Below are 20347 nucleotides of genomic sequence, written 5' to 3'. Positions count from 1 at the left end.
GGCCTCAGAGAACCACTTCGAAAAAGGCCAGCGTGCGCCGCCGGGCCACAGTGGCCGCGCGGGCGTTGTATGTGGCGCGCTGATCGCAGTTGAAGCCGTGATCGGCATCGTAGATGTGGGTCGTGATGGTCGGGTGTTTGGCCTTCATGCTCTCGGCCAGACTGAGTGGAATCATGGCGTCTTTGGCGCCGAAATGCAGCAGGGCGGGGCAGAGCGGGGCGCGATCGATCAATTCGGCCCATGGGCCGCCGTAATAGCCCACTGAAGCGGCCAGCCCGGGTACCAGCGCCGCCGCCAGCCAGGTCACGCCGCCGCCATAGCAATAGCCCACAGTGCCAACGCGCCCTGCGCTGCCGGCAGCGGTTACTGCAGCTGCCACGTCCTTCATGCAGTCGGACCAATTCATCTTGCCGCGCCACTCGCGGCCTTTTGCCACGTCCTCGGGCGTATAGCCCAAATCAATATCTGGCTGCAGCCTGTCGAACAGGGCGGGCGCGATGCAGTAATATCCGTCGGCGGCAAAACTATCGGTGACCGCCTTGATGTGGCCATTCACCCCGAAGATTTCCTGGATTATCACAAGGCCGCCCTTCGGCGGGCCTTTCGGCTCGGCGACATAGGCGCCAAAGCGGTGACCGTCGGCCGCGGTCAGACTGGTCATTGCACCCATTACGATCTCCCTAGGCTGGATTGCGGAAACGCATGATGCCGATGCTGGTGTAGCGCATCACCAGTTCATCCTTCTGATTGAAGGCCTCTATCAGGAAACGGCCGGAGCCGATGCCGGGCCGGCTGCGCGATGGCGACTTGTCGATGCAGGTCATGCGGGCCCGGAGAGTGTCGCCGGGACGCACGGGCTTCAGCCAAGCCAGATCGTCGAATCCAGGTGAACCAAGGCTCGCCTCAAGGTCGACAGCGGCATCGACCAGCAGCCGCATGACCGTCGCTGCCGTATGCCAGCCAGAAGCCACCAATCCGCCGAAAGACGAGTGCTCGGCGGCAGCCGGATCGATATGGAAAGGCTGCGGATCAAACTGTTTCGCAAAGGCGATGATGGCGTCCTGGGTAAAGGTATGGCTGCCCAGCTCCCGCACGGCGCCGATTTCGATATCCTCGAAATATTGCATCAAGGAATCCCTCAGGCCTGCGCCGGGCGGCGGCCATACATGCCCTTGGCCTGCATCGTCAGCACGACCTCGCCCTTCTGGTTGCGCATCTCATAGCGGGAGGTGATTACACCGCGATCCGGCTTGGACTGCGATGGGCGAACCTCCAGAATCTCGCCGCGAAGCTGCAGAGTGTCGCCGGGGAAAACCGGTTTCACCCAGCGCAATTGGTCGACGCCGGGCGAGCCCATGCTGGCATATTTGCCGATCATGTGGTCGACCAGCATGCGCATCATCAGTCCGGCTGTGTGCCAGCCGGATGCACAAAGGCCGCCGAACAGGGACTGCTTGGCGGCCTCCCTGTCGAGATGGAAGGGCTGCGGATCGTAATCGCGTGCGAATGCGATGATCTCTTCTTCGCTGACCGTGCGGGGCGGAAAGTCCAGCACTTGCCCGACAGCGAAATCCTCCAAGTATTTCATGGTTATCTTATGTGTTGAAACGGAAGTGCATGACGTCGCCATCCTGCACGATGTAATCCTTTCCTTCCAGACGCAATTTGCCGGCATCGCGGGCGCCGGCCTCGCCCTTGCCGGCCACGTAATCCGTATAAGCGATGGTTTCGGCGCGGATGAAGCCCTTCTCGAAATCGGTATGGATCACGCCGGCAGCCTCCGGGGCCTTGGCCCCCTTGCGCACGGTCCAGGCCCGGGCTTCCTTGGGGCCTACGGTGAAGAAGGTCAGCAGGTCGAGCAGGCCGTAACCGGCCCGGATAACCCGGGCCAGGCCGGTTTCCTTAAGGCCCAGATCGGCCAGGAAAGCCTGCTTTTCTTCATCGGAATCAAGCTGGGCAACCTCTGCCTCGATGGCGGCAGAAATCACCACCATGGCGGCGCCCTCGGCATCCGCCTTGGCTTTTACCCGGGCTGAGAAGGCATTGCCGTCGGCGGCGGAGGCTTCCTCGACGTTGCAAACATACAGCACCGGCTTGGCCGTGATCAGCATCAACTCCTTGTATAGCTTCTTCTCATCCTCGGTTGGCACCACGGTGCGCGCCGGCTTGCCGTCGCGGAGTGCGCCCAGCACCTTTTCCATCACGGCAAGCCGCTGCTTCTCTTCTTCATTACCCTGCTTGGCCCGCTTGGCGGTCTGCTCGACCCGGCGTTCCAGGCTCTCAAGGTCTGAGAGCATCAGCTCGGTTTCCACCGTTTCGGCATCGGCGATGGGGTCGACCTTGCCTTCCACATGGGTGATATCGCCGTCCTCGAAGCAACGCAGCACATGGCAGATCGCATCGACCTCGCGAATATGGGCCAGAAACTGGTTGCCCAGCCCTTCGCCCTTGGAGGCGCCGCGCACCAGGCCGGCGATGTCGACGAAGGTGAGCTGGGTGGGGATGATCTTGGCCGAGCCGGCGATTCTGGCCAGCACGTCGAGTCGCTCATCCGGCACGCCGACCAGGCCAGTATTGGGCTCGATGGTGCAGAACGGGTAATTTGCCGCCTGGGCGGCTGCGGTCTGCGTCAGGGCATTGAACAGGGTCGACTTGCCCACATTGGGAAGTCCGACGATGCCGCATTTGAAACCCATATCAACTTTCCTTCGTTTTCTCTGCCTTGGGCGGCTGCAGGCGCAGTGCCACCTTGGTCATGAATCCGGTATCGTCGCCACGGGCCAGATACCCGGCCTCGGCGGCGATGGCGGCGAGCAGCGGATCGAGCCATGCATGCTCCTCGGCCGCGAAATTCTGCAGCACATAGCCCAGCACGCGGTCCTTGCCGGGATGGCCGATGCCGATGCGTAGGCGGCGGTAATCCGGGCCAATGGCCGCATCCACCGAGCGCAGACCGTTATGGCCGGCATGGCCGCCCCCGGCCTTCATGCGGATCTTGCCGGCAGCCAGATCGAGTTCGTCATGCGCCACCACCACTTGGGCCGGCGGCAGTTTGTAGAAATGCGCGGCCTCGCCCACCGATTTGCCCGACAGGTTCATATAGGTATGCGGCTTGAGGATGAGGGTCTTGGTGCCGTTCAGCACACCCTCGGCCAGCTCGCCGTGGAAGCGTTTCTTGAATGGCTGAAAATTATGCTGCTCGGCGATGGCGTCGACCGCCATGAAGCCGACATTGTGGCGCTGGCGCTTGTGTTCGCTGCCCGGGTTGCCCAGTCCGACGAGAAGCAGCATGGCGGTTCAGCGTCCGGGTATTGCTCGTGAGCGGGCGGGAGGAGACCGGACGGCGCATCGGGATGCGCCGTCCGGGTAAGCGTTACTTCTTGGCGGCCGGCTTGGCCGCGGCAGCCGGAGCGGCAGCCTTGGCATCCTTGGCCGGCGCGGCAGCAGCAGCCGGGGCGGCGGCGGCGGCCTCGGCCTTCGGCGCGGCTTCGTCTTCCTTGGTCGGCGCGGCGATGGTCGCAACCGTGAAGTCGCGATCCTGGATCACCGGCTTGATGCCTTCGGGCAGCTTGAAAGCCGAGATATGGATCGAGTGGCCGATTTCCATGCCGCTGAGGCTGATCGAGATTGCCTCGGGGATATTATCCGGCTGGCAGAAGAACTCGACCTCGTGGCGCACGATGTTGAGCACGCCGCCCTTCTTGATGCCCGGGCTCTGGTCCTGATCCAGGAAGTGCACGGGAATGAAGATGCGAACCTTCGAGCCCTTGCCGATGCGCTGGAAGTCGACATGGATCGGCCGGTCGCTGACCGGGTCGAGCTGAACGTCGCGTGCCAGGACGCGTTCGGTCTTGCCGGAGATGTCGATGGTGAACAGGCGCGAGAAGAAGCTGCCTTTGTGCAGTTCCTTCAGCAGGTCACGGGAATCGACCGAGATGAGTTCCGGGGTCTGCTTTTCGCCATAGATGACCCCCGGCACACGACCCTTCAGTCGCGTTGCACGGGCGGTCCCCTTGCCGGCCCTCGACCTCGCCTCGGCGGCGATGGTGGTTACGTCACGCATGATTGCGCTCCTTGCTTAAATACGGCCCCGACACCATGCCGGATCCGTTCCCGGCGCCGGCCTCCAGGGGTGCCGCGCGCCGAAACTCATAAACTCTTTCAGTCGAACAGGCTGGAGACCGAGGTCTCCTCGCTGATGCGCCGCATCGCCTCACCGATCAGCGGCGCGATCGACACCTGGCGGATGTTGCGCGCCAGGCGGACCGCTTCGGTCGCTAGGATCGAGTCGGTAATGACCAGGCCTTCCAACTGGCTGGCGGTGACACGGGCCACCGCACCGCCCGACAGCACGCCATGGGTCACATAGGCATAAACCGCCTTGGCGCCATGCTTCTTCAGCGCCTCGGCGGCATTGCACAGCGTGCCGGCGGAATCGACGATGTCGTCGACCAGGATGCAGCGGCGGCCTTCGACGTCACCGATGATATTCATCACTTCCGACACGCCGGCCTTTTCGCGGCGCTTGTCGACGATGGCAAGGTCGGCATCCAGGCGCTTGGCGATGTTACGGGCGCGGACCACGCCGCCGACGTCGGGCGACACCACCATCAGGTCATCGCCCTGCAGATGCTGCTTGATGTCGGCGGTCAGCACCGGACCGGCCATCAGGTTGTCGGTCGGAATATCGAAGAAGCCCTGGATCTGACCGGCATGCAGGTCGAGCGTCAGCACGCGATTGGCGCCTGCGGCAGTGATCAGGTTGGCAACCAGCTTGGCCGAGATCGGCGTGCGCGGGCCCGGCTTGCGGTCCTGCCTGGCATAACCGAAATAGGGCAGCACGGCCGTGATGCGGCGGGCCGAGGAACGTTTCAGCGCATCAATGCAGACCAGCAGTTCCATCAGATGGTCGTTTGCGGGGTACGAGGTCGACTGAATCACGAAAACATCCTCACCGCGGACATTCTCGTGAATCTCGACAAAGACCTCCATGTCGGAAAACCGACGCACGCTGGCCTTGGCGAGCGGAACCGACAGATAAGCCGCAATGGCTTCCGCCAGCGGACGATTGGAGTTACCCGCCAAAACTTTCATGACAGAGCTCTGTGGATGCGCCGGAGCAGGGGAGAAAAACCGCGCGGACTATAGCTGCCGGCCTTGACGCTGTAAACCCGGAATTATCCTTTAATTTCAGGATTTTGTGGGCGGAAGGGCCGGTCGGGTGCGGCGCCGGGTGTCGATGATCTGGCTCAGGCCCTGCCAGCCACCCTGGGCAATGATATGGGCAGTATTCCCCCAGGCCTGGCTGAGTTGGCCCTTGGGGATGCGGTTGGCCTGTTTCACGTCGCCCAACCGGCTGCCATCGGCGCCCAGCAGGGCCCATTCAATGGCTACCCGCTCCGAGGCCGGACCGTCGGCCCAGACCTGCACGTTGCAGGTGATGACAAGGTCTGCCCCAGACACGTCCGGCAGGAGGGTCTGGCCACCCAGGATGAGGATTTCCCGCATGGCTTGGCGCAGGCTGCGGTTGCCGTCTCCCGGGGCACCTTCGCATTCCCGAACGGCCAGCCTGGCCGGCGTCGACCCAGCTCCTTGGGCGGCCGCAATGGTGGTTTCGTTCAGACGATCGGCGATCGCAGCCGCCATGATGGCGGCGGCCTGCTTCAGGCTGCCGGCATCGCCGGCGGCCAGCCGGTCAAACGCCACCCCGAGGGGCTTGCCCCCTGGCTGCTGCCGGCCGTCATCCAGCGAACTCTCGGTCCAGTGCCACAGTGTATCGCCGCCGCGCGGTTCAAGGCCAATCGCAAGGGTGGACGACAGCCGGCTGCGCGCCGTGGCGCTGGCGGCCACTTCCTTTTCGGTCAGGGCATCGGCCAGGGCATCGGCCAGCGCCGCGCCCTGGCCGCCGGGCAGGGCGGCTACCGGCAGCACGAAAATGCTGGTCTCGCCGATCGGACGGACCAGCGGGCTGGTTGCCTTGGTGCGGGCATCGGCCTGGAAGGGTTGGGGCAGCGGCTGGCAGGCCATCAGGCCGGCGATCGCCGGTATCAGAAGCAGGGCTTTAAGTGAGGACACAACCCACCATCATGGCCAGAAGGAACATTGCGAGGAATATGAACAGATGCGGCATGGCCGTGCTGTCCGATCTCTCATGCCGGAAGGGCAATGGCCGAAACCTGGCGGCCGTAATCGGTTTCCCCGGCCAGCGTCATGCGACGATAGCTGTAGAACCGATCCGGGTCGCTGCAGGTGTCGAGATTGAGATTCTCGGTTTCCACGCCGGATCGCTGCAAACGTTCAGCCAGATAGCGCGGAAGGTCGAATTGCCAATGGCCGGGCCGTTTGCCGTCAGCGAAGAAGAGGGCGTTTTGTGCATCCGCCTTCAGGAATTCCTCCCGGAAGGGCGCGCTCACCTCATAAGAGGCCTGCCCGATGCAGGGACCAATGGCCGCGCGGATATGGTTGCGCCGCGCGCCGAGTTGTTCCATCGCCGTAATGGTGGCATCGGTCACGCCGGCCAGTGCGCCGCGCCAGCCGGCATGGCAGGCGCCGATCACGCCTGCCTGCGAGTCGGCAAACAGAACTGGCGCGCAATCCGCTGACAATATGCCCAATGCGATGCCTGCGCGTGTCGTCGCCATGCCGTCTGCTTTCGGACGTTGCGCAATGTCGTAACGGTCATCGACGATCACGACATCCCGGCCATGCACCTGGTACAGCGAGGCGAGGCCGAGTGGTGCCTGCAGGCGGGCGACGACGCGACGGCGGTTCTCCTGCACGGCGAGGGCGTCGTCGCCCGAACCAGGGCCGCAGTTGAGCGAGGCATACAAACCGCTGGAGACGCCGCCGCGCCGGGTGAAGAATCCATGCGGCAGGTTGCCCAGTCCGGGAGCCGTAATCGGCGCGATATCGCCGGAACCGGGGCGGTATTCGGGAGCGGACGCTGGGCGGTTCATGCAAAACCTGCTGGGATCGGCGACTCGGGCGGCAGCAGCGCGATGGCCTTGAACAAGGTGCCCATGGCTTCCGGTCCGGTCAACCGCTGCAATGCGCGTTCGATATCGCCCTGCACGGCGGGGTTGGCCTGTTTCAGCGCCTGCGCGCGTTCACGGATGCCCAGCGCTTCGAGGAACGCGCCCTGGCCGACCGGACCGGAGACGGCGGCACCGGCCCGCGTCGCGGCCAAGGCGAAAGACGCGAAATCGACATGCGCAGTCAGGTCGGCCAGACCGGGATCGCTCAAGGGATCGGCATAGGCATGCCGGTGGATGGCCTGCAGGGTCTCGCCGATGCCGGGCACGGCATAGCCGTAATCGACGAACAGCGCAGCCCCACCCTGCAGGCGCAGGCGTGCCGCAACATCGACGGCAACGGCGCGCATGGCCGGGCTCGACTCGACGATGGCACCCGGCGGCGCATCCCGCAGGGCCGGTGGCAGTAGATCGTCAAAGGGCAGGGCGCGCGGGTCGAGCATGAAACAGAGATTGCCGGCATCGTCGAGGCCGACACAGCGTTCATGCCATGCGCCGTCATCGCCGCGTTGGAACTGGCGCACTGGCAGCGCGTCAAGGAATTCGTTGGCCAGTACGAAGATCGGCGCATCCTTCGGAATGGCCGCGATATCCTCGTGCCAGGCGGCATCCTCGCCTGCCAGCAACTCGGCCTGCATGCCACGCAGTCGGGCCGACGCCTCGATCAGCACCGGCTGCAACGCCTTGCGGAACGGCGGCAGGGCGCGAATGGCGCGCAGGGCATCGCGCATCAGCGTGCCGCGGCCAGGTCCGAGCTCGACCAGATAGCATTTCGACGGGCCGCCCTGTTTCAGCCAGCAATCGGCCGCCCACAGACCCAGCAATTCGCCGAACATCTGGCTGATTTCCGGCGCGGTGGTGAAATCGCCGCCCAGGCCGATGGCCTGCTGGGTACGGTAATAGCCATGTTCGGGATGCAGCAGGCAGTCGGCCATGTAAGCCGCCACCGTAATCGGGCCCTCGGCGGCGATGCGCCGCCGCAGGATGTCGCGCAGCGGCGCCTCGGTCATGCGTCCTTCTGCCGGCGCGACCACCAGATCACGCCAATGCCGGCCAGCACCATCGGCAGAGACAGCCACTGGCCCATCGTGGTGCCGCCGATCAGATAACCGATCTGCGCATCCGGTTCGCGGAAAAGCTCGCCGATGATGCGCGCCATGCCATAGCCGACCAGGAACAGGCCTGAGAGCAGGCCGGGGCGATCCATTGCCTTGGAATTCCATCGCACCAGGTTGAGCAGCAGAAACAGCAGCAGGCCTTCCATGGCGGCCTGATAGAGCTGGCTCGGATGGCGCGGCAGCGGGCCGCCGGTGGGAAACGCCATGGCCCATGCCACATCGGGCGCAACACGTCCCCAAAGCTCGCCATTGATGAAATTGGCGATGCGGCCGAAGAACAGGCCGATCGGTGCGACGCAGGCAATCGGATCGGTGAAGGTGAGCAGGCGGATGCCATTCCAGCGGCAGTAGGCGACCATGGCAATGATCACGCCCAGCATGCCGCCATGAAACGACATGCCGCCCTGCCAGACCGCAAATATTCCGCTCGGATGCTGCAGGTAATAGTCGAGATTGTAGAACAAGACGTATCCAAGACGTCCGCCAAGCACGACGCCCAATGTGGCCAAGAGCAGGAAGCCGTCGATCTGTTGCGGCGTCACCGCGCTGCCCGGCCGCTGCACGATACGCATCGCCATGCGCCAGCCGGCCACCAGGCCAACGATATAGGCGAGCGCATACCAGCGGATGGCGAAAGGACCGATCTCGACGATGACCGGGTCGATCACCGGAAAGGCGATGGCGGGCAGGATGGTGAGCATCACTCGTCCTGGGCTTCGCCCGCGCCACGCGGACGCAGCGTGGGGAAGGCGATCACCTCGCGGATGGTGGGCGAATTGGTCAGCAGCATCACCAGGCGGTCGATCCCGATGCCCAGGCCGCCCATCGGCATCATGCCGGCCGACTGAGCCTTGAGGAAATCCTCGTCGATGCGGTGAGCCTCGTCGTCGCCGCCATCGCGTTGGCTCTGCTGGTCCTCGAAACGGGCGCGCTGTTCCTGCGGATCGGCCAGCTCGGAGAAGGCATTGGCGATTTCCCAGGTATTGCAGAACGTCTCGAAACGCTCGGCAATATCGGGGTTCGCGTGATTGGCCTTGGCCAGCGGTGAGATCGCCTTGGGCAGGGCCACAACATGGGTCGGCTGGATCAGGTTGGGCTCTACGAAATGCTCGAAGCAGGCCTCCACCACCTTGCCCCAGCTCGCCTTGTCGTCGACTGGAACGCCGGCGGCCTTGGCCGCAGCGCGCGCCGAGGCATCGTCCAGGCCTTCCAGCTTCACCTTGCCGTGCTCCTCGATCAGGCCCAGCATCGTGGCGCGGCGGAAGGGGGGCGTGAAATCGATTTCGTGCTCGCCGAACTTCACCTTGGTGCCGCCGGTGGCGACAATCGCCGCATTGGCAATGGTGCGTTCGGCGATGTCCATCATGTCCTCATAATCGGCATAGGCCTGATAGAGTTCCATGGTGGTGAATTCGGGATTGTGGCGCGGCGAGATGCCCTCGTTGCGGAAGCAGCGGTTGATCTCGAACACCTTCTCGCTCAGGCCACCGATCACCAGCCGCTTCAGGTGCAGCTCGGGTGCGATGCGCATGTAGAGCGGGATGTCCAGTGCGTTATGGTGCGTCACGAACGGCCGCGCGATGGCGCCGCCGGGAATCGTGTGCAGCATCGGCGTTTCGACTTCCAGGAAGCCCTCGCCGCTGAGGAACTGACGCACCGACTGGATCACGCGGAAGCGCGCGCGCAGGGTGGCGCGGCTTTCCTCGTTGCCGATCAGGTCGTATTCGCGGTGGCGATAGCGCTGTTCGACATTCTTCAGGCCATGCCATTTCTCCGGCGGCGGTTCCAGCGCCTTGGCCAGCACGACGACTTCGGTGCTGTCCACCGTAATCTCGCCGCGCTTGGTACGCCGCACAGTGCCGCGCACTCCGATGATGTCGCCCAGATCCAGCGCCTTCATCACGGCGGCAAACTTGCCCTGCACGTCTTCCTTGGCGGTATAGACCTGCAATTTCACGGTATCGTCGACCAGATCGATGAACATGCCGCTGTTGCGGATTGCCATCACGCGGCCGGCCACCGCCACGCTGTCGTCGGTGCGCTCGTCGGGCTGCAGATGGGCATAGGCCTCGTGCACCGCCGCGTTCTTGTGCGATTTGGGGAATTTCGGCGCGGCGTAAGGGTCCAGCCCCAACTGGCGCAGTTGGGCCAGCTTGGTTTCACGATTGGCGCGTTCGCCGGAAACGTCGACGGGGGTTTGCTCGGTCACGGTAATTCTGCCGGTAAATCTATGTGTTGGGGGCGGAACCTAGCACCCGCCCCCCGGCTTTCCAACACCTCGGCCCCGGCTATCTGGCTGCGGAATACCTGTGGAAAAGGGCCCGGGGCGCTTGCGACTCATGTCCTGGCCCGCCATATCGGAAGGGTCATTCCGCCACGGAGTCGCGCCATGCAGACCGACAACCGCCTGCTCGACGATCTCAGCCGCATCGCCACCGGTGCGCTCGGCACGCTGCAGGGCGTGAAAGGCGAGGTGGAGCAGGCCTTTCGCCAAAGACTGGAAAAGGCCCTGGCGGACATGGATCTCGTGACCCGCGAGGAATTCGAGGCCGTGAAGGCCATGGCCGCGGCCGCCCGGGAAGAAAACATCCGCCTGGCCGAACGCCTCGCCGCGCTCGAATCCAAGTCGAATGGCTGATTCGGCGATCAGTCCTAACTCTCGCCCGCATCAGGCGAATTTCATGAATTTTTCGTAAATACGCCCTTGCACAGTGGGATTCCACCGCATACTCTAAATCTATGGTGCCTACTGTTTCGCGACACCTACATATATGGTCAGCCGAGGGGAGGGGGCTTGCTCGGCCAAGGCCGTTGCCGTCCCCGTTTGGGGTCAAATTCCCAGCCATATCAGCCGTTTCGGAACACCCGCCGAGAACCGGCACGCCCGCAGAGGGGGAGCTCTAGCGCATGCGGACACTGATCGAAGCCGAAACCACCAGCCGCCTCAATCCGCTTGATCTGGTTGAACAGATTGTGGGCGAGCATGAATGGCCCTTTGACCGTCAGGGCTCCGATGAACTGACCGTCGGCGTGTCCGGCCGCTACTGCGAACAGCAGATGTGGTTCTCCTGGCGCGACGAGCTCGGCGCGCTGAGCTTCACCTGCGCCTTTGACATGAAAGTTCCGGTAAACCGCCGTCGCGACCTTCATTCCCTGCTGGCTTATGTGAACGAAAAGGCGCTGATCGGGCATTTCGATTACTGGTCGGAGGAAGGCATGGTCGTCTTCCGTCAGGCCCTGCTGCTGCGCGGAGGGCATGGCGCCACCACCGAACAGATCGAAGACCTGATGGAAATCGGTCTGTCGGAATGCGAGCGCTTCTACCCTGCTTTCCAGTTCCTGGTCTGGGGCGGCCGCACGCCTGAGGATGCGGTTGCCGCCGCCATGTTCGAATGCGTGGGCGAGGCCTGATCCGCACGGCCTGATAATTACAGCCAGCCCTTAACCCGGCCCCGGCATCCGGCTACCTTGCCTGCCTGAAGTCAGTTCAGGCAGGAGAGCAGGATGAACCGGGGCATTCTTTTGGTCGGTTGCGGCAAGATGGGGAGCGCTTTGCTGGCCGGTTGGCTGAGCCGGGGCATAGCCGCCAGCGATATCGCGATCGTCGAGCCCAATCCGGTGCCCGATCTGCCTGCCGGCATCCGCCTGTTCGCTTCTGCAGGGGGCATTCCCGCCGATTTTAACCCCGCGCTGGTGATGCTGGCGGTGAAGCCGCAGGTGATGGATGCCGTGGCGCCGTCATATTCGGTTTATGCCGGCAAAAATGCGTGCATCCTCTCGATCGCCGCGGGCAAGACGATTGCCACGCTGGATCGGCTGCTGGGCGGCGGGGCGGCCATCGTCCGCGCCATGCCCAACACGCCGGCTGCTGTAGGGGCCGGCATCACGGTTTGCTGCGCCAATGCCGCCGTGACCGAGGATCAGCGCATTTTCTGCAGTGATCTGCTGGAGGCGGTGGGCGAAGTGGCCTGGATCGGCGATGAAGGGCTGATCGATGCTGTAACCGCCGTATCCGGTTCTGGCCCGGCCTATGTGTTCTGGTTGGCCGAATGCCTGGCAGCGGCCGGGGAAAAAGCCGGCCTGGATGCGGCATTGGCGGCGCGCTTGGCCCATGCCACCGTCAGCGGCTCTGGACTGCTGATGCGGCAGAGTCCCGAAAGCCCGGCGCAGTTGCGCAAGAATGTCACCAGCCCGAATGGTACCACGCAGGCGGCGCTGGATGTGCTTATGGCCGAGGATGGTCTGCAGCCGCTGATGGACCGCGCCGTAGCGGCGGCGGCGCGGCGCTCGAAGGAATTGGCGGGCTGAGGCACCTTGCCCCCTGGTGCGGATGACACCAGATTAAAGGCATCCCAACCAGGGAGACGGCCATGGCCAAGGCAGCGAAACAATCATCCCGCAAGCGTGCGGCCGACAGGGCTGGCGATGCTGGCACCAGCCGGCGAGACCCTGTCGACGTATTGCTCGATCTTGTTGCCGAGCAGGGTTGGCGCCGGGTCACCCTAGCCGAGGTTGCTGCGGCCAGCGGGTTGTCTCTGGCCGCGCTGTACCAGCAATATCCCTCAAAAACCGCCATGCTTACCGCGTATGCCCATCGTGTTGATGCGGCGATGCTTGGCGCTCTGGATCAGGCGACGCCCCAGATGGCCGAGAACCCCGATCTGGCGAAAGACCGCCTGTTCGAAGCCATAATGTCCAGACTGGACGCTTTGGGCGCACACAAGGCTGCAATCCGTGTTTTGATGCGTGAACTGCCCGCCGATCCGCCGGCCTTGGCCTGCTTACTGTATGGCGGTCTGGGGCCGGGACTGGACTGGACCCTGGCTGCTGCCGGCCTTGATCGGCCAGGCCTTGCCGGCCTGCTGCGGCGAAAGGCACTGGGGGCGGTTTATCTGGATGTGCTGCGGGTCTGGCTGAAGGACGAAAGCGCCGATCTTTCCGCCACCATGGCCCACCTGGACAAGCGGTTGGGTCAGGCGATGCGATTTTTAACCGGCGGCGGGTCTTTTTTGCATAAGCGAAATAAGCCTGCGGCGTAACTACTTAACTTAATGGTTTTATTATAATAAATAAAATTGTGCACTGCACAATTTTATTTGACCAGATCTATCTGGCTTGCTATTCTCCAAACGATTTCCAAACACACATCATGGGAGCCTGTCATGAGCAAGAGTGCCGAAAATCCTTTCGCTGCCTTTGATCCGACGAAGCTGTTCGCCGATCTCAAGCTGCCGGGCCTGGACCCCTCTGCTCTGGCCGCGACCCAGCAGAAAAACCTTGAGGCGATTACCGCTGCCAACAAGCGGGCGCTGGAAGGCTATCAGGCCGTGGCCAAGCGCCAAGCCGAGATATTCCAGGAAGCGGCTGCCGAAGTGGCCGCGATAATGAAAGGCGGCGTTTCGGCCGGCATGCCCGATCCGAATGCGGCCAAGCAGGCCATGGAAAAGGCGATGGCCAACCTGCGCGAGTTGGCGGAAATGATGTCGAAGACCAATAGCGAGGCCTTCGAGCTTATCAACCAGCGGATGAACGAAAATCTGGAAGAATTCCGCAAGACGTTCACCAAGCCGAAGAAGTAGCCTACGGCGCCCAGCCGCAGATTTGCCAGACATGCAACGGGCGGGTACAAATCCCGCCCGTTTCTGTTTTTGGCAGTATACGGCACGAGGGAGGCGTCAGGTGGGTGAAATAGCCATCGAGGATTTCCACCGGGTTGATGTCCGGGTTGGTACGATCATCCGTGCCGAACCTTTCCCGGAGGCACGCAAACCGGCGATCAAGCTGTGGGTGGATTTCGGCGCGCCTTTGGGGGTGCGTAAGTCTTCTGCTCAGATCACCGCGCATTACACCCCCGAGGCCCTTCCAGGCCGACAGGTGCTGGCGGTGGTGAATTTTCCGCCGCGCCAGATCGGCTCCTTCATGTCAGAAATCCTGGTCCTGGGGCTTCCCGATCCCGCCGGTCAGGTGGTGCTGATTGGCCCGGATCAGCCGGTGCCGAATGGCGGCCGGATGTATTGACCCCGGCTGTCGCCTCGACGGACAATCTCGCTACGGACCAGCACAATGACAAAAAAGACATTTCTCCTGACCGTCGCATTGCTCTCGCCATTCATGGCCACCGCCCCGTCGGCGCTGGCGCAGGATCATGATTGTGTGGTGCGGCAGTTTTCCATGACCCGCAACGTGATCAATCTCGAGCCGCAGGGGATTGTCGATGGGGATTATCCGCCAGGAACCCAGCGCGCCTATGCCTTTGCCAGGCTGGATTGCACGCAGGTTGGTCCCGGCGAAACCTTCTGGTTCCACTGGATGCGTAACGATCAGGAGGTCGGACGCTCCAAGGCGCGAGTCGACGTCAGCCGAAATTGGCGCATCTGGTCGCAGTCGCGCATCTTTCCCGGCCAATGGGCGGTTCTGCTGAAAGACGGCAGCGGCCGTCTGCAGGGTGAGCGGCGCTTTACCGTGGCCGATCCAGACAAGCCCGCGGAAGACTAGGGCCGGCTTTTATACCGGCAGCCTGATCTTCACCCGAAGGCCGCCAAGCGGGGAATCGTCCAGCGCGATTTCTCCGCCATGGGCCAGCACGGCATCACGGGCAATGGTCAATCCCAGGCCAACATTGCCGCTGCCATGGCGGGCCTGGTCGAGACGATAGAACGGCCTGAATACGCGATGGCGTTCCTTCTCGGGCAAGCCGGGGCCATCATCATCGACGCAGATTTCTATTCCCTTTTCGGCACGGATCACGCTCACCCGCACCGTGCGGCCGAAACGAAGGGCGTTCTCGATCAGATTTGCCAGACCGCGCTTGAAGCTCAGGCGGCGCAGCGGCAGGGTGAGATGTTCCGGCATCACGACCTGCAGTTCGCGTCCGCGTCGTCGCACGTCGTCGGCCAGTTCGTCAATCAGATGCGCCAGATCGGTTGGTTCGGCCGGCTGTTCGTTTTGGCCGCGCGCAAAGGCCAGATAGGCGCTGACCATCCTGTCCATTTCATCGACATCGCGCTTGAGTTCGTCGATCTCGACATTGGGCGGCATCAGCGACAACTGCAATTTCATGCGGGTCAGCGGCGTGCGCAGGTCGTGGCTCACGCCTGCCAACATATCGGTGCGTTCGCGGATATGACGGCGGATGCGGTCTCGCATCGCCAGAAAGGCGCGCGCGGCGGCGCGAACCTCGTTGGCACCGCTGGGTCGGAAATCCATGATCTCGCGACCCTTGCCAAAGGCGTCGGCCGCTTCCGCCAGGCGGCGGATGGGTTTTATCTGATTGCGCAGAAACAGTAATGCGATACCGAGAAGCAAAGCCGATGCCGCTGTCATCCAGATCATGAAGGCATAGGTGCTGGCGGAAAACACTCTACTTTCCGGCGCGACGACGGTCAGAAGCCCGTCGGGCAGTTGTACGTAGACAACCACGGTGCGATCGTCGCGCTGCGCATCGATCTGATAGGGTTGGGCAAGGCGCTCGCCGAGTGCCTGCACCAGCATGCGGTCCAGTATCGAGAACCGCCGCAACGGAGGGATGTTCTGCGGAAACGCGGCGCCAGCCTCGAAACCGATATTCAGTTCCAGGGTTTGGCTCATCTGGATGACAAGGTTGGCCATTGTGGCCGGATCGGTGCCGATTTCCCGCGTTTCAATCAACAGGGCGATCTCGCCGGCGAGCCCCAGTGCCAGCCGACGGGTCACGGTGTCCCAGTGTCGTTCGTAGAAGATATAGGCGAGCAGGGCCTGAAGCACGACGATCGGTGCCACCAGAAGAAGTAGCCAGCGACCAAACAGGCTACGCGGCAAAAAGCGCTTCAGCCACATGCCGCTGCCTGTCGCGCTCTATTCCGTCCAGAGCACATAACCCTCGCCCCACACGGTCTGCAGATAACGCGGATTGCGTGGATCGGCTTCGATTTTGCGGCGCAGGCGCGTGATTTGCACATCCACGGCCCGGCTTTCGCCATCGCTGGACGGGTCGGCCAGGGCCGCCCGCGGCACAGTCGTGCCGGGATTGCGTGCGAGGATGCGTAGCAGCTGCGCCTCGCCAGTGGTCAGTGCGATGATGTCCTCACCACGCTTGAGTTCGCCCCGCACCGTGTCGAAGCAAAAATCGCCAAAGCGGATTGCCGCGCCTGGAGGCGTCGGCGCCGGACGGGCCGTGCGCTTGAGGATGGAATTGATGCGTAAAGTCAGTTCGCGCGGCTCGAACGGTTTGGGCAGATAATCATCGGCGCCGGTTTCCAGGCCTTTGATTCGATCCTCGGCTTCGCCTCGGGCCGTCAGCAGAATCACCGGCACATGATTCTGCCTGCGTCGCAGGTCGGCAACGAAGTCGAAGCCATTCTGCCCCGGCATCATGACATCGACAATCAGCAGGTCGAAACTGACCGAACTCAGCTTGGCTGCGGCATCGGCGGCATCCTCGGCCCCGGTGACGCGGAAATTCTGCCCGGTCAGATATCGCGTCAGCAGATTGCGGATGCGTTCGTCGTCGTCGACGATCAGGATATGCGGCTCGGCAAGAATATCCATGATCAGACTCAGCGGCGCTGAATGGCGCGCAGAATGGCCGGGCGATCCTGTTCATCGATCAGCCCGGCGAGAACCTTGCGATAGCCGGCTACGGCCTCGGCGCCGGCCTCGCGATAGGCCTGGGCCACCTTGGCCTGCTGCACCATGCTGATCTGTTTTTCGAGATTTTTGCCCTGCTCGGTCAGGAAAAGCTGGCGCTGGCGGCGATCCCGCGTGCCTTGCTGCTGGCGCACGAAGCCGCCCTCGATCAGTGCAGACAGCACGCGCGACAGGCTCTGCTTGGTGATCCGCAGTATGGCCAGCAGTTCGGCCACGGTAATGCCAGGATTCCCGCCGATGAAGTGCAGGGCCCGGTGATGGGCCCGGCCGAAGCCATAACGGTCGAGGATTTCATCGGGGCCTCGGGTGAAATCGCGATAGGCATAAAACAGCAGTTCAATGCCCTGCCGAAGTTCGTCTTCGCGCAGGAACAGGGGGTTAGCCAGCGATTTCAGATCGGTCATGAGGTCTATATGGCGCAAAGGGATAGCCCGCTTCAAGGTAAGCTTTCCGGGCAGCGACAGAAACTGACGAGGCGGGTCTCGGAAAAATATGGCAGTAGTATTGACATATTTCGATCATATTGTTACTTTCATGACCATCAGAAGGTAATAATAATACCGCGCCTCGTTCTCGCCAAAAGGAGTTGCCGATGTCCCTGATCCCCTATAACGACCGCGATGGCCTGATCTGGCTCGACGGCACGCTGATTCCCTTCCGGGACGCCAAGCTGCATGTGCTGACGCACGGCCTGCATTACGCCTCCTGCGTCTTCGAGGGCGAGCGCGCTTATGAGGGCGAGGTTTTTCATCTGACGGAACACAGCCAGCGGCTGATCGACTCGGCGAAGCTGATGGATTTTACGATTCCATACTCGGTTGAAGAGATCGACCGCGCCACGCGCGAAACCGTGGCCGCCAACAAGATGCCGAATTGCTACGTGCGTCCGGTTGCATGGCGCGGTTCGGAGATGATGGGCGTTTCGGCACAGCACAACAAAATCCATGTCGCCATCGCGGTGTGGGAATGGCCGAGCTATTTTTCGCCGGAAGCCAAAATGAAAGGCCTGCGCCTGCAGATCAGCGACTGGCGCCGTCCGGCGCCGAATACGGCGCCGACCAAGGCCAAGGCGGCGGGGCTTTACATGATCTGCACGCTTTCCAAGCACAAGGCGGAGCGCGAAGGCTATCAGGATGCCCTGATGCTGGACTGGCGCGGCCAGGTTGCCGAGGCGACTGGCGCCAACATCTTCTTCTCAAAGGACGGCAAGCTGCATACGCCGACGCCGGACTGCTTTCTGGATGGCATCACCCGCCGGGCCGTTATGGCAATGGCGAGGGCCCGCGGCATCGAGGTGATCGAGCGGGCGATCATGCCTGAGGAAATGAGCGGATTTGAGGAATGCTTCCTGACCGGCACGGCCGCCGAGGTGACGCCGGTTTCCGAGATCGGCCCGTACAGTTTCAAGCCGGGCAGGATCTGCCAGACCCTGCTGGCGGATTTCGACGCGGCAACCCGCCGCAAGGCTGCCGCTTAGGCCGGCGTCGTATCATCCGTGCAACGGCCGCGTAGTCAGGGCGTGGCCGTTTGCACGAGCGGAGAGAAAAAATCGTATTGAAAGCCGCAGATCTGCTCGTCGCGCTGCACGCGTTCGCCCACCAGGCCGCCCAGCAGCATATCGATGGCGGTGCCGTCGCTCGACAGCGGCAATAGCAGGGTCTCGAAAGCAAGGGTCCTGCCGCTCGGCGCCACCGTATACTGCCCTGTGGCATAAGCCGGGCCGCGATTATCCAGCGGCAGGCTGAAAAAAGCTTCCACATTGGGGGCGTTGGCGCCGAACAGGGCCTCGTCGACGCTTCGGTTGGTCGCTTCCCGGCCCATGGCGCCGACGATACCCGTGCCGACGAGACGGAACTGAAACCGGGGAAACCCATTCTGAACGTTGATCAGGGCCACAAAGGGAAGAAACGTCACCATTTCATCCGGCTGCAGATCGGCCCGCGAGGGCAGGCGCTGCAGGTCGGCGACCTTGGTATCCCAGTAGTTGAGCAGATTCCTCAGGGACTTGCTGCGGATACGATCAGGCGCAACCGGTGCAGCCTCTGGGATCTGAGAACTATTCGGAACGCCGGGGTTGACCATGAGCCGCAGCAATCGTGGGAAGATGCTTCAATCGTGGAATGGCGGGTTACGCCGTATGCAAGCGGAACCAGAACGCGACACCAGAATTTGAATAGATACGACATGCCACACGGTTGAGCGGTAGTAAACCGATTCCTCACCAGGAATATCGCAAAAAACCGGGCTAGCTATGCCAGCGGGCGGCTGCGTCGTCATCGCTGGCCTTGGCCTCGACCCAGCGCCGTTCCTGATCGGTCTGTTCCAGTTTCCAGAATGGGGCCTTGGTCTTGAGCCAGTCGATCAGGAAGGCATTGGCTTCGAAGGCTGCCTGGCGATGGGCTGAGGCCGTGATCACCAGAACGATGCGGTCGCCCGGGGCGAGTTCGCCGTACCGATGAATGATCAGGGCCGCTTCCAGCGGCCAGCGCGCCTTGGCCTCTGCCAGGATCGCTTCCAACTGCCGCTCGGTCATGCCCGGATAATGTTCCAGGGTCATCCGTTGGGCGGGGTCGCCGGTGCCGGCGAAGTCGCGAACCAGGCCAGTGAAGGTCACTACCGCGCCGATCCTCGGATTGCCGGCCGACAGTTGCTGCAGTTCGGCGGCGGTATCGAAATCATCGCGCTGAACCCGGACAACCATGGCTTATCCTCCGGTCACCGGCGGGAAAAAGGCAATCTCGTCATTTGGTCCCACGGGCTGGTCGGGGCGGGCGTAGTCCTGATTTACCGCGACGCGGACCATGGCCGGATCGGCCAGGGCATGGTCGTGCTGCGGACTCTGCTGGCGCAGCCAGCTCACCAGGTCGCCCACGGTGCGGATATCGGCCGGCGGGTGAATGGTCTCTTCTGCCACGCCGACGCGTTCACGCAGCAGGGCAAAATACAGCACACGCATCACTCGGCCCCTTTGCCGCGGGCCTGAGCCGGCGACGACTGGGTCGGCTCGGCCGCCATGTGGCGAAGGCCAGTCTGCAGGTAATCCCAGCCGGTATAAAGGGTCAGGATCGCCGCCAGCCACAGACCGATTTCGCCCAGCAGACGGATCGGTACCTCCGCGGGGCCGTGATCGCCCACGATGAGGATCGCCAGGGCGATGAGCTGCACAGTGGTTTTCCACTTCGCCAGACGCGAGACCGGTACTTTCACCCGCAATTCGGCGAGGAATTCGCGCAGGCCGGTAACAGTGATCTCTCGGCACATGATCACCACCGCGGCCAGGCAGGTGATGCGGTCGATGCGCTCGAAGGCGATCAGCATCAGAATCACGGCTGCGACCAGAAGCTTGTCGGCGACCGGATCGAGGAATCGGCCCAGATCCGACATCTGCCCCCATTTCCGCGCCAGATAGCCGTCGAACCAGTCGGTAATGCCGGCCGCGGCGAACAGGGCCAGGGGCACCCAGGCGCTCCAGGCGCCGGGCAGGAAGAAAGCCGCGCAGATCGCCGGGATCGCCAGGATGCGCGAAACGGTCAGGATATTGGGAAGGCCGTTCAGCATGGCGGCGCCGATTAT

Annotated in this window: 27 protein-coding genes; 8 read left to right on the top strand and 19 right to left on the bottom strand. The window is 62.9% G+C overall.

Translation table 11 applies throughout. The annotated features are described in order from the left end of the window. Window positions 1-4: 4 nt before the first annotated feature. From ACK4FK_RS01135 to lysS, 12 genes are all read right to left on the bottom strand, one after another. Window positions 5-661: a dienelactone hydrolase family protein gene (locus ACK4FK_RS01135; RefSeq protein ID WP_409739948.1), complete on the bottom strand. Its 657-nt coding sequence runs from the start codon at window positions 659-661 to the stop codon at window positions 5-7. 19 nt (window positions 662-680) lie between these two features. Next, the gene (locus tag ACK4FK_RS01130; RefSeq protein WP_409739945.1) at window positions 681-1127 is read right to left on the bottom strand and encodes a MaoC family dehydratase; all 447 of its coding nucleotides are present in this window, start codon (window positions 1125-1127) and stop codon (window positions 681-683) included. Window positions 1128-1138: 11 nt separating this feature from the next. Further along, the gene (locus tag ACK4FK_RS01125) at window positions 1139-1588 is read right to left on the bottom strand and encodes a MaoC family dehydratase (RefSeq protein ID WP_409739943.1); all 450 of its coding nucleotides are present in this window, start codon (window positions 1586-1588) and stop codon (window positions 1139-1141) included. Between the two features lie 7 nt (window positions 1589-1595). Continuing rightward, entirely contained in the window at window positions 1596-2696 is a 1101-nt protein-coding gene (gene ychF, locus ACK4FK_RS01120) for a redox-regulated ATPase YchF (protein ID WP_409739941.1), read from the bottom strand. A gap of 1 nt (window position 2697) precedes the next feature. After that, a complete protein-coding gene (gene pth, locus ACK4FK_RS01115) occupies window positions 2698-3291 on the bottom strand; it encodes an aminoacyl-tRNA hydrolase (protein WP_409739938.1) in 594 nt (197 codons plus the stop codon). A gap of 82 nt (window positions 3292-3373) precedes the next feature. Next, window positions 3374-4063 (bottom strand): 50S ribosomal protein L25/general stress protein Ctc, encoded by a 690-nt coding sequence (locus tag ACK4FK_RS01110; protein WP_409739935.1) that lies wholly within the window; start codon window positions 4061-4063, stop codon window positions 3374-3376. Between the two features lie 98 nt (window positions 4064-4161). After that, window positions 4162-5094, bottom strand: a complete 933-nt coding sequence (locus ACK4FK_RS01105) for a ribose-phosphate pyrophosphokinase (protein WP_409739932.1) — start codon at window positions 5092-5094, stop codon at window positions 4162-4164. Between the two features lie 96 nt (window positions 5095-5190). Continuing rightward, complete coding sequence (locus tag ACK4FK_RS01100) at window positions 5191-6075, bottom strand: hypothetical protein (protein ID WP_409739929.1); 885 nt, start codon at window positions 6073-6075, stop codon at window positions 5191-5193. Between the two features lie 74 nt (window positions 6076-6149). After that, the gene (gene pgeF, locus ACK4FK_RS01095; protein WP_409739926.1) at window positions 6150-6956 is read right to left on the bottom strand and encodes a peptidoglycan editing factor PgeF; all 807 of its coding nucleotides are present in this window, start codon (window positions 6954-6956) and stop codon (window positions 6150-6152) included. Continuing rightward, the gene (locus ACK4FK_RS01090) at window positions 6953-8041 is read right to left on the bottom strand and encodes a class I SAM-dependent methyltransferase (RefSeq protein WP_409739923.1); all 1089 of its coding nucleotides are present in this window, start codon (window positions 8039-8041) and stop codon (window positions 6953-6955) included. The genes pgeF and ACK4FK_RS01090 overlap by 4 nt, the downstream gene beginning before the upstream one ends. Then, window positions 8038-8841, bottom strand: a complete 804-nt coding sequence (gene lgt, locus ACK4FK_RS01085; protein ID WP_409740640.1) for a prolipoprotein diacylglyceryl transferase — start codon at window positions 8839-8841, stop codon at window positions 8038-8040. Before lgt ends, ACK4FK_RS01090 begins: the two co-directional genes overlap by 4 nt. A gap of 8 nt (window positions 8842-8849) precedes the next feature. Further along, a complete protein-coding gene (gene lysS / locus ACK4FK_RS01080) occupies window positions 8850-10358 on the bottom strand; it encodes a lysine--tRNA ligase (RefSeq protein WP_409739921.1) in 1509 nt (502 codons plus the stop codon). Window positions 10359-10538: 180 nt separating this feature from the next. Between lysS and ACK4FK_RS01075 the strand changes: the two genes are divergently transcribed. From ACK4FK_RS01075 to ACK4FK_RS01045, 7 genes are all read left to right on the top strand, one after another. Further along, window positions 10539-10787, top strand: a complete 249-nt coding sequence (locus ACK4FK_RS01075) for an accessory factor UbiK family protein (RefSeq protein WP_409739918.1) — start codon at window positions 10539-10541, stop codon at window positions 10785-10787. Between the two features lie 269 nt (window positions 10788-11056). Beyond that, window positions 11057-11560, top strand: coding sequence for a YbjN domain-containing protein (locus ACK4FK_RS01070; protein WP_409739917.1), 504 nt, complete (start codon window positions 11057-11059; stop codon window positions 11558-11560). Window positions 11561-11653: 93 nt separating this feature from the next. Next, on the top strand, window positions 11654-12457 hold the full coding sequence (gene proC, locus ACK4FK_RS01065; protein ID WP_409739914.1) for a pyrroline-5-carboxylate reductase: 804 nt from the start codon (window positions 11654-11656) through the stop codon (window positions 12455-12457). A gap of 62 nt (window positions 12458-12519) precedes the next feature. After that, the gene (locus ACK4FK_RS01060) at window positions 12520-13188 is read left to right on the top strand and encodes a TetR family transcriptional regulator (protein WP_409739912.1); all 669 of its coding nucleotides are present in this window, start codon (window positions 12520-12522) and stop codon (window positions 13186-13188) included. Between the two features lie 123 nt (window positions 13189-13311). Beyond that, window positions 13312-13728, top strand: coding sequence for a phasin family protein (locus ACK4FK_RS01055; RefSeq protein ID WP_409739909.1), 417 nt, complete (start codon window positions 13312-13314; stop codon window positions 13726-13728). A gap of 100 nt (window positions 13729-13828) precedes the next feature. After that, the gene (locus tag ACK4FK_RS01050; protein ID WP_409739906.1) at window positions 13829-14167 is read left to right on the top strand and encodes a tRNA-binding protein; all 339 of its coding nucleotides are present in this window, start codon (window positions 13829-13831) and stop codon (window positions 14165-14167) included. A gap of 45 nt (window positions 14168-14212) precedes the next feature. Next, window positions 14213-14644 carry a DUF2914 domain-containing protein gene (locus ACK4FK_RS01045; protein ID WP_409739903.1) on the top strand — a complete coding sequence of 144 codons (432 nt, stop codon included), beginning with the start codon at window positions 14213-14215 and terminating at the stop codon, window positions 14642-14644. Between the two features lie 9 nt (window positions 14645-14653). Here the strand turns inward: ACK4FK_RS01045 and ACK4FK_RS01040 are convergent, their stop codons facing one another. The 3 genes from ACK4FK_RS01040 to ACK4FK_RS01030 are packed head-to-tail and all read right to left on the bottom strand — an operon-like array spanning window position 14654 to window position 17178. Next, on the bottom strand, window positions 14654-15964 hold the full coding sequence (locus ACK4FK_RS01040) for an ATP-binding protein (protein WP_409739901.1): 1311 nt from the start codon (window positions 15962-15964) through the stop codon (window positions 14654-14656). Between the two features lie 18 nt (window positions 15965-15982). Then, window positions 15983-16675 (bottom strand): response regulator, encoded by a 693-nt coding sequence (locus tag ACK4FK_RS01035; RefSeq protein ID WP_409739898.1) that lies wholly within the window; start codon window positions 16673-16675, stop codon window positions 15983-15985. An 8-nt stretch (window positions 16676-16683) separates the two neighbouring features. Beyond that, window positions 16684-17178 (bottom strand): MarR family winged helix-turn-helix transcriptional regulator, encoded by a 495-nt coding sequence (locus ACK4FK_RS01030; RefSeq protein ID WP_409739895.1) that lies wholly within the window; start codon window positions 17176-17178, stop codon window positions 16684-16686. Between the two features lie 188 nt (window positions 17179-17366). Here ACK4FK_RS01030 and ACK4FK_RS01025 point away from each other — a divergent pair, with 188 nt between their 5' ends. Beyond that, complete coding sequence (locus ACK4FK_RS01025) at window positions 17367-18251, top strand: branched-chain amino acid aminotransferase (protein WP_409739892.1); 885 nt, start codon at window positions 17367-17369, stop codon at window positions 18249-18251. Between the two features lie 35 nt (window positions 18252-18286). On the opposite strand, the gene ACK4FK_RS01020 is transcribed toward ACK4FK_RS01025, so the two are convergent. From ACK4FK_RS01020 to pgsA, 4 genes are all read right to left on the bottom strand, one after another. Next, on the bottom strand, window positions 18287-18856 hold the full coding sequence (locus tag ACK4FK_RS01020; protein ID WP_409739889.1) for a PAS domain-containing protein: 570 nt from the start codon (window positions 18854-18856) through the stop codon (window positions 18287-18289). Window positions 18857-19019: 163 nt separating this feature from the next. Continuing rightward, the gene (locus ACK4FK_RS01015) at window positions 19020-19475 is read right to left on the bottom strand and encodes a molybdenum cofactor biosynthesis protein MoaE (protein ID WP_409739886.1); all 456 of its coding nucleotides are present in this window, start codon (window positions 19473-19475) and stop codon (window positions 19020-19022) included. A gap of 3 nt (window positions 19476-19478) precedes the next feature. Then, entirely contained in the window at window positions 19479-19730 is a 252-nt protein-coding gene (gene moaD / locus ACK4FK_RS01010) for a molybdopterin converting factor subunit 1 (protein WP_409739883.1), read from the bottom strand. Then, window positions 19730-20332, bottom strand: a complete 603-nt coding sequence (pgsA, locus tag ACK4FK_RS01005; protein WP_409739881.1) for a CDP-diacylglycerol--glycerol-3-phosphate 3-phosphatidyltransferase — start codon at window positions 20330-20332, stop codon at window positions 19730-19732. The genes moaD and pgsA overlap by 1 nt, the downstream gene beginning before the upstream one ends. Window positions 20333-20347: the final 15 nt, after the last annotated feature.

The organism is Ferrovibrio sp., from assembly GCF_046297895.1.
Taxonomy (GTDB): domain Bacteria; phylum Pseudomonadota; class Alphaproteobacteria; order Ferrovibrionales; family Ferrovibrionaceae; genus Ferrovibrio.
This window is presented reverse-complemented; position numbering and strand designations above follow the sequence as displayed.